Annotated in this window: 12 protein-coding genes and 1 other RNA gene; 5 read left to right on the top strand and 8 right to left on the bottom strand. The window is 43.3% G+C overall.

What is annotated here, in order from left to right:
* Positions 1-8: 8 nt before the first annotated feature.
* Positions 9-1163, bottom strand: a complete 1155-nt coding sequence (locus RLN88_RS04770; RefSeq protein WP_350220241.1) for a TIGR03032 family protein — start codon at positions 1161-1163, stop codon at positions 9-11.
* Between the two features lie 74 nt (positions 1164-1237).
* Here RLN88_RS04770 and RLN88_RS04765 point away from each other — a divergent pair, with 74 nt between their 5' ends.
* Positions 1238-1738 carry a GNAT family N-acetyltransferase gene (locus RLN88_RS04765; RefSeq protein ID WP_350220240.1) on the top strand — a complete coding sequence of 167 codons (501 nt, stop codon included), beginning with the start codon at positions 1238-1240 and terminating at the stop codon, positions 1736-1738.
* A gap of 20 nt (positions 1739-1758) precedes the next feature.
* Here RLN88_RS04765 and RLN88_RS04760 read toward each other — a convergent pair whose 3' ends face one another.
* Positions 1759-2229 carry a hypothetical protein gene (locus RLN88_RS04760; protein WP_350220239.1) on the bottom strand — a complete coding sequence of 157 codons (471 nt, stop codon included), beginning with the start codon at positions 2227-2229 and terminating at the stop codon, positions 1759-1761.
* 211 nt (positions 2230-2440) lie between these two features.
* On the opposite strand from RLN88_RS04760, the gene RLN88_RS04755 reads away from it, so the two are divergent.
* On the top strand, positions 2441-3580 hold the full coding sequence (locus RLN88_RS04755; RefSeq protein WP_350220238.1) for a cystathionine gamma-synthase: 1140 nt from the start codon (positions 2441-2443) through the stop codon (positions 3578-3580).
* Between the two features lie 101 nt (positions 3581-3681).
* The gene (locus tag RLN88_RS04750) at positions 3682-5949 is read left to right on the top strand and encodes a patatin-like phospholipase family protein (protein ID WP_350220237.1); all 2268 of its coding nucleotides are present in this window, start codon (positions 3682-3684) and stop codon (positions 5947-5949) included.
* Here RLN88_RS04750 and RLN88_RS04745 read toward each other — a convergent pair.
* The 3 genes from RLN88_RS04745 to ald all read right to left on the bottom strand — a co-directional run bounded on the left by RLN88_RS04745 (position 5927) and on the right by ald (position 8922).
* The gene (locus tag RLN88_RS04745; protein WP_350220236.1) at positions 5927-6637 is read right to left on the bottom strand and encodes a LytR/AlgR family response regulator transcription factor; all 711 of its coding nucleotides are present in this window, start codon (positions 6635-6637) and stop codon (positions 5927-5929) included. The genes RLN88_RS04750 and RLN88_RS04745 overlap by 23 nt on opposite strands.
* Positions 6634-7665, bottom strand: coding sequence for a sensor histidine kinase (locus tag RLN88_RS04740; RefSeq protein WP_350220235.1), 1032 nt, complete (start codon positions 7663-7665; stop codon positions 6634-6636). The genes RLN88_RS04745 and RLN88_RS04740 overlap by 4 nt, the downstream gene beginning before the upstream one ends.
* 144 nt (positions 7666-7809) lie before the next feature.
* Positions 7810-8922, bottom strand: a complete 1113-nt coding sequence (gene ald / locus RLN88_RS04735; protein WP_350220234.1) for an alanine dehydrogenase — start codon at positions 8920-8922, stop codon at positions 7810-7812.
* A gap of 267 nt (positions 8923-9189) precedes the next feature.
* On the opposite strand from ald, the gene RLN88_RS04730 reads away from it, so the two are divergent.
* Positions 9190-11595, top strand: coding sequence for a thiamine pyrophosphate-dependent enzyme (locus RLN88_RS04730; RefSeq protein WP_350220233.1), 2406 nt, complete (start codon positions 9190-9192; stop codon positions 11593-11595).
* Here RLN88_RS04730 and RLN88_RS04725 read toward each other — a convergent pair.
* Positions 11589-12425 (bottom strand): hypothetical protein, encoded by an 837-nt coding sequence (locus RLN88_RS04725; protein WP_350220232.1) that lies wholly within the window; start codon positions 12423-12425, stop codon positions 11589-11591. The two genes, RLN88_RS04730 and RLN88_RS04725, sit on opposite strands and share 7 nt — an antisense overlap.
* An 82-nt stretch (positions 12426-12507) precedes the next feature.
* Here RLN88_RS04725 and RLN88_RS04720 point away from each other — a divergent pair, with 82 nt between their 5' ends.
* The gene (locus RLN88_RS04720) at positions 12508-13464 is read left to right on the top strand and encodes a LuxE/PaaK family acyltransferase (protein ID WP_350220231.1); all 957 of its coding nucleotides are present in this window, start codon (positions 12508-12510) and stop codon (positions 13462-13464) included.
* A 230-nt stretch (positions 13465-13694) separates the two neighbouring features.
* Here the strand turns inward: RLN88_RS04720 and RLN88_RS04715 are convergent, their stop codons facing one another.
* Together RLN88_RS04715 and rnpB are read right to left on the bottom strand one after the other, a co-directional pair.
* A complete protein-coding gene (locus RLN88_RS04715; protein ID WP_350220230.1) occupies positions 13695-14852 on the bottom strand; it encodes a sigma-54-dependent transcriptional regulator in 1158 nt (385 codons plus the stop codon).
* 24 nt (positions 14853-14876) lie between these two features.
* An RNA gene (gene rnpB, locus RLN88_RS04710) (RNase P RNA component class A) lies at positions 14877-15235 on the bottom strand.
* Between the last annotated feature and the right edge of the window lie 3 nt (positions 15236-15238).

The following is a 15238-nucleotide window of genomic DNA, read 5'->3' as shown; positions in this document are numbered from 1 at the left end:
AATAATCATTATTTCGTCTCGCCACTTTGCTCCATGTTCTCATACGGTCCTGATGCCCGCTTGTCCTTCTGTGGGTCTTGCCAGAAAATTTTGCGCGGTGTTATGATGGCCCTGGTGTGCATGTCCCCCAAAGTGTTCAGGATGTTTGGCCGCTGTATTCCTGGTAATATGTGCACATCATAAAGTTCCTTGACGGCATTCTTGTATTCAAGAAGACCCTCTACTCGCCTGGTTCTCAGATTTACAATTGCCACTCCGGCAATCGGGTTTTTGGATGCGATGGGCATCTTACCAAAATCCTTGCTGTCCTCCCGGATCTTTGACAAACCAATAAACAAAAAGTTTTGATAGAAGGACATTCCCCTGGCAAAGCCCGGTACATCACATATCTTCTCATTGGATTTGGACGGCACATGATATTTCCAAAGTTCACCATCCGCTGATTGGAGATAGAAAATATCATCGCCCACCAAACGCGGACTATGAGGCATGGCAAGTCCTTCCAAAAGAATCTCCTGAGTATCCACATCCATGAGGATACCCCCCTTCAGCTTATTGTCTCGCCATCCGCCCGGCTTATCCGATTTGCCAAGTGCCGTTACATATTTCGGCAAGCCATTTTTCATGGTCATTCCATTGAGGTGGCACCTATCTCCAGGGGTCAATTCAGAAATGAAATCTGGTTTCCATTTGGGGAGAAAACTAAACCTGGCATCTAACTGAGCAATACACGAAAACTGGGTAATGACCGCCCATAGGCCACCCTTACCGTAGCTAATATCATGAGTATCCACTGTGCCGGTGAAGTGCGTAGATCTTGGCAAATAGATTGCGTCGTAGACGTTCTGCTTGTTCGGATAGGATTTTGCCGCATTTTGAGACCTGTGCGTCAATACTATTTCGTTCAAACAGGCAATCGCCAAATGTTTGTCATGAGATGCCACGCCCATTGGCTTTCTGAAATTGCGAGGCAGCTGAATTAACTGCTGCTCATTTTTAGGACTAAACATTACCACTTTGCCTGTTTGGTACGTGCTCAGTACCAGGCTGCTTTTAAGTGCATGGAGGATTTGGGCAAAAGATTTGGTATGCTGATAAACGAAGGGGTTTTCCTGATCAATTGATTGTGTATTGTCTAAAGGTGCAGATGAATTGTTATCCATTAAATATTTATTTGGTGATTACGAACGACGCAAACTAAAATGTTTTTTAATAATTTGGCTAAAACAAAAGGAAAATGGCTCAAGAAATTACACTGGAATTTGTCTGGAAAAATGTAAGTGAAGCAACTAAGAAGAAGGTGGTCAAATTTTGGATGGATGAAAAAGCCATTACTAAAAAGGAAGATGCTGAAACCCGGGCCAATGAGCTACTAACAGTGGCCTATTTTGACAAGAAGGTAGTAGGAGTAGCTACAGGTGTGGTCACTCCCCACCCTCAACTCAAAAGCAATATTGTATTCTACAGAACTTACATCAGTGAAAGTCACCGTGGCAAAAAAGTAGCACAGCAGCTGTTCATAGAGTCCTACAAACATCTAAACTCCAACAAAGAACTCAAAGAGAAGGGTGTTTTGGGAATTCTTATTGCTTTTCAGAGCCCAGTACTTGTCGGCAATTACATCAAAGACCAAAAACCGGTGTTGGAAGAATTCAATAATCTGACTTTTATAGGTGTCGACAAAAACGGCATTCCTCTACGAATTTCTTATTTTGATGACGTCAAAATAAAGATGTAATTCACTGCCAATTCAAAAAATTAATGACTCTCGCCATTTTCAATATGGTGGCCTTTGACCCAATCGAAGCGATTGAATTCCAATAGCCTCGTCTCTGAAGCATCATTAAATATCTCTTCGATCACGATGAAATGACGATGGCCATCTTCTTCAAGGTAGCCGAGCAGAATGTATTCCCATTCATTGCCGTCCCACATAAACTTCAGGAGGTGTGTGGAGATGATTTCCTCGCCATGATTATAGTCCGCAATCAGCTTTGCCTGCTTTGCCTCGTCTGTAACAGCATGGGCCGTCTGCTCCCACACCTCATTGTGAGCGATATACGCATGGATAGTCAGGTCGCCATCAAGCTTAGTGTGATCGTGCTTGTGCTTAATCTTGAAGTGATCGAAAGAATGAACCTGCGGTTCGCTCACATAATAGCCGCTGTAAAACTGGGCTAAAACAAAATGGGAAATGGAAAACAGTAATACGGTGGTGATTATTCTCATTGCTATTCAAATTTTAGACAATTATTGAATAGCTGGCTGATGGGGCAAGAATATAAATATTCAGAGAGATGCCACGACTTTATCTACATTTTCATATCTCTGTTTCGACAAAACCAAGAATTCATTCAATGAAACTTCCCACCAGATGGATTTTCTACCGCGGAACTTAATTCATAAATTCACCTTTCTCAGCAATCATACCATACACCTAATGAAATTCGGAACCAAAGTACTACACGCCGGTATAACACCAGACCCCTCTACCGGTGCTATCATGACTCCCATTTTCCAAACCTCCACCTACGTGCAGGATGGTGCCGGAAGGCACAAGGGCTATGAATATGCCCGCACAAAAAACCCTACCAGGAGTGTGCTTGAGAAAAATATCGCTGCGTTGGAAAATGCCACGTTTGGCAGATGCTTTGCCTCCGGAATGAGCGCCACAGAAACAATCATAAAAACACTAAGGCCAGGTGATGAGGTAGTAAGCACCGATGATTTGTATGGCGGCAGCTTTCGGTTGTTTACTAAGATTTTTCAGGAGTTTGGCATCAAGTTCACATTTGTGGACATGCGTGATTTGCAAAAAGTGCAAAATGCAATGACGGATAAAACCAGGCTTGTGTGGATTGAAACGCCAACAAACCCCATGCTCAACATCATCGATATTGAAAGGGTAAGTGAGATTGGCCACAGCCATGGAGCTAAAGTGGCTGTGGACAACACGTTTTCCTCCCCCTACCTGCAAAATCCTTTGGATCGTGGAGCGGATATTGTGATGCACTCTGTCACCAAATACATTTCAGGACACTCAGATGTGATCATGGGATTTCTGGGAACGAATGATCCTGAGATAGACGAAAAATTTGGGTTCATTCAAAACTCAAGTGGTGCCGTGCCAGGACCACAAGATTGTTTCCTTGTATTAAGAGGGATTAAAACCCTTCACCTGCGCATGCAGCGGCACTGTGAGAATGGTGAAAAAGTAGCCCACTACCTGAGAAGCCATCCAAATGTGGCTAAAGTTTTCTGGCCGGGTTTTGAGGATCATCCAAATCATGAAATTGCCAAAAGGCAAATGAGGGGCTTTGGAGGTATGATCTCTTTCATCCAAAAAGAGGATACCATGGAAAAAGCGAAAGAAACACTCAGTAAATTCAGACTGTTCAGTCTCGCCGAATCCCTGGGTGGTGTGGAGTCCCTGGTTGGGCATCCCGCCACTATGACTCATGCGAGCATCCCTAGGGAAAAAAGACTTGCAGGTGGCCTCACGGATTCGATGATCCGGTTGAGTGTTGGGATTGAGGATGTGGAAGACCTCATCGATGACCTGGAACATGCACTGAAATAAGGCATATGTAGAAAACACCCCGCAGATAGTAGCTATATTCGGCGTTTAAGATATAGTTTTAGATGAGGCTATCAGCCGCTTAAAGATTCGATAGACAAAATATGACCAGACTCAAGCAAGCACTAAATCAGATACTTCACTCGCTGATGGTTCAGCTTACTTTTCACCATTTTAAAAAGAACCTGGCCCTGCTTGCCGTTTGGATAATCATTATCGCTGCGTTTTCCGGTGGCCTGGGCAAAGTTTATGGCATTCATTATCTCTTTCTGGATCCGGAGTACCTGGGAAAAGTCAGCTTCTGGAGCTTTTTCATCGTCGGGGTTGCATTCGGAAACCTGATCATGGCCTGGCACATTACCACCTACATCCTGGATGGTCACCGTTTTAGATTCATCGGGGTGCTTCAGCGGCCGTTTACCAAATTTTCAATCAACAACAGTTTTATTCCCCTCCTCACCCTGATCGCCTACATCATCTTTTTGATTCTCTTCCAGGTAGACAATGGCCTGGCCGCTACATCAGACATTCTGCTATTCGTAGTAGGTCTGGTGGCAGGAATTGTGGCAATGCACCTCTTGATGATCCTGTATTTTCGATTTACCAACAAAGACATATTCATCTTTCTTGCCGGGTCTCTGGACAAAAGACTTAGAAAAAGTGCACTGAGCCGAGACCGGGTGATGAAGCGGCTAAGAGAAAATAAAGCAGACCGGTACAATGTGACCAACTACCTGGACCTTAAGCTTAAAGTGAGATCTACAGAGCACATTGTCCATTTCAAAAACAAGGAAGCGATCGTTCGGGTGTTTGACCAAAATCATTTCAATTCTGTGGTGGTAGAGCTCTGCATCATCGGCGTGATTCTCCTGCTGGGCTTCTTCATGAACATTGAGTTTCTGCAAATCCCGGCGGCAGCCAGCGCATTGTTGATATTTGCTATAGCTGTAATGCTCGTAGGCGCAATCAGCTATTGGTTTAAGGGGTGGGGCCTCACCTTTGCATTGGGAATCTTCATTTTGGTAAATACAGGGGTGAAGACCGGTCTAGGAAAGGGGATCAATGAAGCTACCGGCCTAAACTATGATGCCGTCAAAACTCAATATTCGATAGAGAATCTACAGGCCATACACTCTAAGGAGCAGTACATCCATGATCGGCTTCACATGCTGGAGACCCTGGAAAACTGGAAGGCAAAATGGAAAAACCCAAAGGATCAGAAGATGGTCTTCCTCTGCGTGAGTGGTGGAGGCCAAAGGGCCGCACTCTGGGCTGTCAACTCACTTTTGAATGCAGATAGTGCCCTAAATGGAACCCTGATGGATCAGACTTTTTTGATCACCGGGGCTTCCGGGGGAGTGATCGGGGCAGCATACTATCGGGAAATGGCCCGATTGAACAAACAAATTTCGCTTTCAGGAGAGGGTAAGCAGCTCCTTACCAATATGGGCAAAGACAATCTGAATCCGGTGATTTTCGGCTTGTTGGTCAATGACCTCTTTTTCAAAATCCGGACACATGACTATGCCGGACGAACCTATCCTATAGACAGGGGATATGTGTTTGAGCAAAACCTAAACAAGAATCTTGGCTACACACTTGACAAGCAGCTCGATGACTATCGACCATTGGAGGAATCGGCTGAAATCCCAACCCTGATCATGTCCCCTACCATTGCCAATGACGGAAGGAAACTGTATATATCCACTCAGCCCATATCATACATGAGCACCTCATCCAGGGTGCTGGAAGATAAGGCATCCAAGGTACGAGGCGTTGATTTTCAGGCATTATTCAAAGCGAACGAACCGGAAAAACTGAGCTTCCTGTCTGCATTGAGAATGTCTGCTTCATTCCCATACATCACGCCCAACATCAGCCTCCCCGCAGAACCACGGGTAGAAATCATGGATGCCGGGATTTCGGACAATTTCGGAGTGTCAGATGCGATCCGGTTCATCAATGTATTTGAAGATTGGATCACGGAAAATACAGGGGGTGTGGTGTTGCTGGTCGTTCGCGATACCAAGCCAAATGCCCCGGTGGAAAAACGCCCCAACCCATCCGTGATAGACCGACTTACTTATCCTATCGCAAGTGTTTACAACAACCTCACCAACATGCAGGATATTAATAACGACCTTAGACTAGAGCAAATGAGGGACTGGTTTGATGGTGAAATGGATGTGGTAGAAATCGCCTACGACTCATTTGAGAGAGACAAGGCCACCACGGATGTGGAACGTGCATCACTCAGCTGGCACCTTACCACCAAGGAGAAGCAGCACATTATAGAAAATATCAATATTGAGAGCAATAAAGCGGCAATAAAGCGGCTACAGGATTTACTCAAAAACTCATCAAATCCTTAAACCTTGAGGTCTGTCTCCTGCTTACCTCTACCTCCGTTCCGTCCTTGAGATATAGCCGAATGGTTCCACTAAACCATGGCTCAATTTTATCGATCCACTTCATGTTAATGATCTGTTGCCTGTTGGCCCTAAAGAATGTTTTCGGGTCAAGTCGGCTTTCCATATACTGGAGTGTCTTAGGGATCATAGGCTTGTGTTCATTGAAATATATGCGGGTATAATTGTCCCAGATTTCAAAAAGCCTTACATCTTTCAAGGTCACAAACCAGCATTTTTCGCCATCCTTTACAAAAACCTGGCTGTTCTCATTCAGCATATCCTTTGGCTCATCACTTTTCTCCAGGTTCTCACGCACTTTCTGCAGTGCCGTGGATAGTCGATCTTCAGTGATCGGTTTCTTTAGATAGTCGAGGGCATTGTATTCAAACGCCTTGATGGCGTACTCACTATATGCCGTGGTGAAGATGACCTGAGGAACCTCATCCAGCATTTCAAGCAATTCAAACCCATCTTTACCGGGCATTTGGATATCAAGAAATATCAAATCCGGTTTAAGCTCTTCAATCAATTTTTGGGCTTCATCCACATTCTCAGCCTCACCTATCACCTGCACGTCCTTGTAGTTTTTGAGCAAAAACTGTAGCTCCTGACGAGCCAATCTGGTATCATCAACGATTACTGCCTTCATTTTTCCATTGGTAATTTTAATCTTGAGCGAACCATATTTCCTTGCTGGGTAAGCTCCAAATCCGGTTCACTATCAAATAGTATTCTAATTCTTTCAGTTGCATTTCTCAACCCAATTCCATTCCCCAGATTCTTCTTCAGCTTTCCAGTATTGCTAACCTCCAGCACTAAATCCTGATCTTCCTGATCTACGGAAATCAGAATATCACCTCCATTTTTCACCTGTGAAATTCCGTGCTTCACAGCATTCTCAGCCATCAACTGGATGAGCATCGGGGGAATTTTGCAATTGTTTAGCGCTTCGTTTGTCAGTATTTCATAGTGCAGGCGTTTTTCATAATGGATGCTTTCAAGTTCCAGATATTTGTTCACAATTTCAAGCTCGTCCTTTACTGTAACCTTCTCATTATCATTGAACTGGATCGAATATCTCAGCAGTTCGGAAAGGTGTGAAACCATGTCCCTGGCCTTCATATGGTCTTCCAAAATCAGCGCCCTGATATTATTGAGCGCATTAAACAGGAAGTGGGGATTTATTTGGGCTTTCAGGGCGATTAGTTCAGCATCTTTCACGGCAGTCTGCAACCGCCACTTTTCTACTTCCTCCTTTTTATAATTTCTAAAAAAGTAGATGATCAGATAAACTGCCGTCCACAGACAGAAGTACACAAAGGTCTGAAAGGAGAAGAGAAGGAAAACCGTAATGCTGAATTTTTCAACCTGGATGAGTTCTGTGGTGAGCATGGTGTAGCCCACCACTATCCCATTTGCAAGAAGAGAGAGAATGATGAGTGTCGGGAGCAATCGGAGTATCAGCGTTTGAATTTTTAGCTTCAACCATCCGTCCAGCTTCATTTTGTACCTCAGCAAGTGAGTGGAAAAAAACATCACAATGGCACCAAAAAATTGTGCGACTATTACCCAGATATCCACCGTCTCATAGAATATCAGCGCAATGATGACACCAATCATTCCGTAGACAAACCATCCAATGGATTGAAAAAGCCAATATGTGGTATTTCGCGTCATTGCCAATATTTCTAAACACAAATAAAACAGGAAGAAGGTCATCCCACAGCTTCTTTGAAGCGAGTGGTCATAAGCTGCCCATGAATGGAAATAAAAAAGCCCACTCACCGATGATGAATGGGCCTTTTTGCGATTTTCTAGCTCTTACAAAAACCTCTCAACTGGAGTATATGGCATATCGAATGCATCCGATACTCCTTTGTAAACAATCTCTCCATTGATCACATTCAAGCCAAGTTTCAACTCCTCATTGTCAATGCAGGCTTGCTTCCATCCCTTGTTTGCCAATTGAATAGCATATGGAAGTGTGGCGTTGGTCAATGCCAATGTGGAAGTGTAAGGAACTGCTCCAGGCATGTTGGCCACACAGTAGTGAACCACATCATCTATGATATAGGTAGGATCCTGGTGAGTAGTTGGCTTGCAAGTCTCGATACATCCACCCTGATCCACTGCCACGTCTACAAGGACGGTTCCCGGCTGCATTTCCTTCAGCATATCTTTCGTAATCAGGTGAGGTGCCTTTGCTCCCGGGATCAGTACCGCCCCGATAATCAAATCGTGTGAAGAAATCAACTCCCTGATGTTGTACTCGCTGCTCATGAACGTGTTCACGTTGGCAGGCATTACATCGTCAAGGTACCTTAATCGTGATAGGTTGAGGTCCAGGATGGTGACATCTGCACCCATACCTGCCGCCATTTTCGCGGCATTCGTTCCTACCACACCACCTCCAAGTATCATCACTTTGGCAGGCCTTACTCCCGGCACTCCACCAAGAAGTATACCTCGTCCTTTCAGTGGTTTTTCAAGGTATTTCGCTCCTTCTTGCACGGCCATACGTCCCGCCACTTCAGACATTGGCACAAGCAGTGGAAGAGATCGATCTTCCTTTTCCACGGTTTCATATGCGAGGCAAACTGCACCACTTTCAATCATTGCCTTGGTAAGCGGCTCATAGGAAGCAAAGTGGAAATAGGTGAATATCAGTTGATCCTTTCTGCAAAGCTTGTACTCAGGCTCTATTGGCTCCTTCACCTTGATGATCATCTCAGCTATACCATAAACCTCCTCAATAGTAGGGAGAATTTTAGCTCCAGCCTCTGCATATTGATCATCTGTAAATCCACTACCTTCTCCGGCTGTAGCCTGGATGTATACTTCATGCCCTCTTTTGGTGAATTCTACTACTCCGGAAGGAGTAACTGCCACCCTGTTTTCGTTGTTTTTAATCTCTTTTGGAACGCCTATTATCATCTTGAATAAAGTTATGGGATGGCAAATATAGGTAGTGCTTTGTAGAGAAATCCAATCATTTAGAAATACGAAATATCAGCACTAGAATAACAAATTTTAAAAGAATTATATTCTATAAAACGCATAAAATAGAAATATTATTCCGATATAAAATCAATAATTGATTAATACTAGGATTTTATACGGAATCAAAAATTTCAAAAGTATGTTAGTTTTAGTATTTTTGAAGGCATTCAACGTCATTAAAAGATCAAACCCCATCTGAATATGAGCAACGAAAAAAGTAAAACCACGCTTCCCGTATCCAAAAAGGAAATACTTCAGGATTACAAGCTTGCTGTTGAAAGTAGGGAAGCGAGTCTCATAGGCAGAAAAGAGGTCTTTATGGGTAAGGCTAAATTCGGGATATTCGGTGATGGCAAAGAGGTTCCTCAGATTGCAATGGCCAAGTATTTTCAAAATGGCGATTGGCGTTCGGGATACTACAGGGATCAAACCTTCATGATGGCCATCGGCCAATTAAACACTCAGCAATTTTTCGCCCAGCTTTATGCCCATACTGACGTGCAGGCTGACCCAGCTTCGGCCGGAAGGATGATGAATGGTCACTTTGCCACGAGATACCTGAATGAAAAAGGTGAATGGCTCACTCAGACTGATAAGAAAAACAGTAGTGCAGACATCTCTCCCACCGCAGGACAGATGCCACGTCTTCTCGGGCTCGCCTATGCATCCAAGCTATATAGAGGCAACAAAGACCTTAGAGAGTTTGAAGATTTTTCTATCAACGGAAATGAAGTAGCGTTTGGGACGATCGGTAATGCATCAACGTCCGAAGGGCACTTTTGGGAGACTATGAATGCGGCCGGCGTACTGCAGGTTCCCATGGTTATGTCAGTTTGGGATGACGGGTATGGCATTTCCGTACCTCAGAAATACCACACTGTCAAAGAAAGTATTTCAGAAGCTTTAAGCGGCTTTCAAAAAACCAAGGATAAACCCGGATTTGAAATCCTGACCGTGAAAGCCTGGGATTATGTTGCACTCCTAGACACCTACAAAAAAGCTGTTGATATCTCAAGGAAAAATCACATCCCTTGCCTGATCCATGTAATAGAAGTAACACAGCCACAAGGTCACTCCACCTCGGGATCGCATGAGCGATATAAGCCGAAAGAAAGATTGGCCTGGGAGCAGGAATACGATTGCATACTGCAGATGAGAAAGTGGATGGAATCAGAAAAAATCGCCACCAGAGAGGAGCTGGACCAGCTTGAAAAAGAAGCAAAACAAGCTGCAAAACAAGCCAAAGATCAGGCATGGAAGGAGTACATAGGAGAGATAAAAAGGGATGTGGAAGAAGCCCTCAACCTCATAGATAAAGCAGGCATATCGTCAGCAAAAAAGGATCAAATACAGAAAATTACCAGTGAGCTACGAAAGGAATTGAATCCGGAAAAATCTCATTTAATAAGGGCAGCAAAGAAAGCACTAAGAATCCTCAAGAATGAGAACTCTACAGAAAAGCAAGCACTCGTCAGCTGGCTAAAAGATAAAAGTGAAATATACGCCCGGCAGTATAATTCTAAGCTATACAGTGAGTCAGCAGATTCTGCATTGAAAATCGAGACTATTCCTGCTCAGTATTCAGAGAACAGCGAATTGGTAGACGGCAGGGAAGTGCTAAATGCTTGCTTTGATCATCTACTAAAGACCGATCCTCGGATATTCGCCTTTGGAGAGGATGTTGGAAAAATTGGGGATGTAAACCAGGGCTTTGCCGGACTGCAGGAGAAATACGGAGAGTTGAAAGTGACTGATACAGGCATCAGGGAGACCACCATCATCGGCCAGGGAATAGGTGCAGCAATCAGAGGCCTTCGTCCTATCTCAGAGATCCAGTATCTGGATTACCTCCTTTATGCTATTCAAACGCTTTCGGATGACTTAGCAACACTCCAGTACAGAACTTACGGAGGTCAAAAAGCCCCATTAATTATCCGAACCAGAGGTCACAGGCTTGAGGGTGTTTGGCACTCAGGGTCACCCATGGGAATGATCCTCAACTCATTGAGAGGAATGTATGTGCTAACTCCAAGAAACATGACGCAGGCCGCTGGATTTTATAATACCCTTGTAAATTCTGATGACCCGGCATTAGTCATCGAATCACTCAATGGATATCGCCTTAAGGAGAGGGTTCCCGATAACCTGACGGATTTTAAACTTGCTCTTGGCGAGCCGGAGATCCTTCGGGCAGGAAACGATGCTACTGTGGTGACCTATGGATCTACCTGCAGAGTGGTAATGGAAGCAGCAAACCAGTTGGCTAATGAGGGAATTGAAGTAGAAGTGATCGATGCTCAGACATTGATCCCATTTGATAGGCCACAAACCATCGTGAAGTCGCTCGAAAAGACCAACCGTCTGGTAGTGGTGGATGAGGATGTAGAAGGCGGGGCTTCTGCTTATATTCTTCAGCAAGTACTGGAAAGGGATAATGGCTACTTCCACTTGGACTCTAAGCCGCTCACCATTGCCGGCAAGAATCACAGGCCGGCATATGGAAGTGACGGGGACTATTTCTCAAAACCAAGTGTAGAAGATGTGTTTGATAAAATCTACGAATTGATTTCAGAGGCTAATCCACATGATTATCCCCCGATTTATTGAGTGATATCTGCCAACACAAAGTCGGGAGTAAAAATCTCGTTGCTTTTGATTCCGGCTCTGTCATAAACGTAGAACTTGGCACGAATAACATCATCCTGAAAAGCCAACCTCAATACTGTTGACTGAATGGCATAGGTGATTGTTCCACTTTTTCCGTCAGGATCATACAGCGGTATTCTCCCATTAAAAACACCAATATCACAAAGCTCTGTACCAAAAATTTCCTGATAATTTAGGGGCAAGTAGGACTCGCCAACCTTCCTTTGAAATTCGATGATAAAATTGAAGTGAGTCTCATTCCGAATTACTGGTATAGTAGAAGTGATTACCTGAGGCCCGGTTGATGATGTTATTGTAGTTCCACTAGCAAATTGATAGGAAGTAAGCGTAGTACTACTTAAGAACGTACCATCCTGATTTGCTAGTCCCGGACATAGAAATGGAATGTCATTAACATCTTCAGAGAACATTTCTCTTGCGAAAGCCAAAATCGGATAATCAGAATCGGATGGCTCAACAGTCAGTGTATTGTTAGAGAGATTTCTTGGAATGAAATTTTGGGTGATCAATGGTGCCGTAAAAATCGGTGGCACCAAATCAGCAAGGTTTTCTATGTTAGCTACGGTATCCCGTGAATCTATATAAACATCAAATTCATTGAATGGAGGGAGTACATCTTGCCCCTCAATGATGCCTATATCACCATTGCCGTCTTCAAAAGAAAATGAAAGAATCAGAGAATCTGTCAAATTTCCATCATAAAAAACCAGATCTTCAAAAGTCAGTTTTGGAGTATCGGGGAAAACATCTTTTTCATAACATCCAGTCATGAAAATGATAATTATTAGAGGACTTAAAACCTTTAGAAATCGATTCATATACCTTTAAACAAAAAAAATCATTTTACCCCTAATGAACTTTGCGGAAGAATTCAAACGTAGGATTTTTGAGATAAACGAAAAAAACATAGTCGATAGTTCGTTAGATGCCTTTGAATTTCAATATAAGAAATGTGCCATTTATCAAGAGTACTGTAATTATCTAAAAATCAATCCCAAGAAAGTAAAAGCCATCAATGACATCCCTTTTCTCCCCATCGAATTCTTCAAAAGCCATACCATAAAAAGTGGGAGATGGAAAGAATCAAAAGTATTTAAAAGTAGCGGAACCACATCTACCGGAAGAAGCAAACATTTTGTTAAAGATTTGAATCACTACCAAACTTCTTCCATTCAAAACTTTGAAGAAATTTTTGGTTCAATTTCCGCTTTTAAAATTGTGGCCTTGCTCCCATCCTATCAAGAGCAAGGAGACTCATCTCTCATTAGTATGGTTGATTATTTCATAAAAAATGCTGCCGATGGGTCGGGATATTTTCTTGATTCAGAAATCTCTGATCTACTAGAAAACAAAGAAAAGAAATTATTGATCGGGGTTTCTTACGCACTCTTAGACCTTGCTGAAAAAAAGATACCAGCACACAATGCGGTAGTAATGGAGACCGGAGGAATGAAAGGACGTAGAAAGGAAATGACCCGGACTGAACTGCATCAGGTCCTTAGAGATTCTTTTGGTGTAGAAGAAGTCTGGTCTGAATATGGAATGACAGAACTACTCACTCAGGCTTATGGAAGGAATGGATATTTTCAATTCCCAAAGTGGGCTAAATGTCTGATTAGAGATATCAATGATCCGCTTTCTTACCTGGAAGATGGCAAAACCGGCGGGATCAATGTGATTGATCTGGCCAATATTGATACGTGTTGTTTCATTGAAACCAAAGATTTGGGACGAATTGTAGACAATACTTTTGAAGTCCTGGGTCGTTTCGATAATAGTGATATTCGTGGATGCAACTTGCTGATTTAGCGAAAAGGATGAAATATTTTAGCAAAATCCATGTTGTATAGTAGATTATTTCTTCTATTTTTGAAATAGTTAGAGTAATAGAAGAGCTCGCTCACGAAAAATCCGCTTATGAAACTAAAACTTACAATTCTGGCAGTAATTATCTTAGCAATGAGTGCATGTACTCAAAGAACATGCCCTACATATGCTCAGGAAGATACCAAAGAAGTAAAAACTGAGCAGGCTAACGCTTAAGCTTCTACGTATTTTGTTACATCTTCCTTAGTTATTGTGTCTTGAGACATAATAACTAACCTCTCCACTACATTCCGAAGTTCACGAATATTTCCGGTCCAGTTATACTCCTGTAGTTGGCTGATTGCCTCACTATCTATTTTCTTCTTGGCAGCCCCGTAATCTTCGGCAACTTGTTCCAGAAAATAATCAGTCAGCAGTTCAATATCATCTTTTCTATCACGCAATGAAGGAACCGTAATCACCATTACACTCAGCCTATGATAAAGGTCTTCTCTAAAATTCCCCAACTCTATTTCCTTCTTTAGGTTCTTGTTGGTAGCAGCCAGCACCCTCACATCCACATTTATCGACTTATCACCCCCGACCCTGGTTATTTTCTTATCCTGAAGAGCTCTGAGAACCTTAGCTTGCGCAGAAAGGCTCATATCCCCAATTTCATCAAGAAAGAGCGTTCCGCCATGTGCTTGTTCAAATTTTCCGATTCGCTGCTTATGAGCAGAGGTAAACGATCCCTTTTCATGACCGAACAGCTCACTTTCAATCAGCTCTGAAGGAATGGCAGCACAATTGACCTCTACAAGTGGCGCCTTAGACCGTGCACTTTTCTCATGCAACCATCTTGCCACCAGTTCCTTGCCTGTTCCATTTTCACCATTGATTAGTACCCTGGCTTCCGTAGGAGCTACTTTTTCTATTGTTTCCTTTACCTCATGTATCCCCTTTGACTCTCCAATGATTTCATAGCCTTTGCTTACCTTTTTGCGCAGAACTTTCGTCTCACTAGTTAGCTTAGAACTCTCCAGGGCGTTTCGCACAGTCAGTAATATCCTGTTCAGATCAGGTGGTTTTTGGATAAAGTCATAGGCTCCCTTCTTTGTAGCTTCTACTGCTGTGTCTATGGTGCCATGAGCGGAGATCATCACAAATGGAATATCCAGACCCTCTCCTGAAACTTTACTCAAAAGCTCCATGCCATCCATTTTTGGCATTTTTATATCACAGAGTACGAGATCGATCTTTTCATTTTCCAGTTTTTCCCATCCTGCCTCTCCGTCCTCTGCGGTGAGTACCTCATAATTTTCCTCGGTAAGGATATCGCTTAGTGCATCCCTGATACTCTTTTCATCGTCCACTACAAGAATTTTTGCCATTTTAGAATTTTTGAAGCTTTGTAAACAAAAAGCAAGCCAGTAAGCCGGGTTCTGTTTTATCCCATCATTTATCTAGCCTTACCGTCACCGATAAGATCTAACGACCTACCCAATTCTGCTTGGACGAGCTACCCTCAAGTGCAGAACCTATTTGGTCTTTCAGCGCGCAAGGTTTACCGTGCGACTATTGTCACCAATAGCCCGGTGAGCTCTTACCTCACCTTTTCACCTTTTCCCCGCAAGCGAGGTAGTTTGTTTTCTGTGGCACTGTCTCTATCCCGCGTGTAGGCGGAACGCTTCCCGTTAGGAAGTGCGCTGCTCTATGCTGCCCGGACTTTCCTTTCTCCACCTAACAGGTGGGGAACGATGAGTCGGCTTGCGTTGCA

It is taken from the genome of Ekhidna sp. (genome assembly GCF_040223195.1).
In the GTDB taxonomy this organism is placed as follows: Bacteria; Bacteroidota; Bacteroidia; order Cytophagales; family Cyclobacteriaceae; genus Ekhidna.
This window is presented reverse-complemented; position numbering and strand designations above follow the sequence as displayed.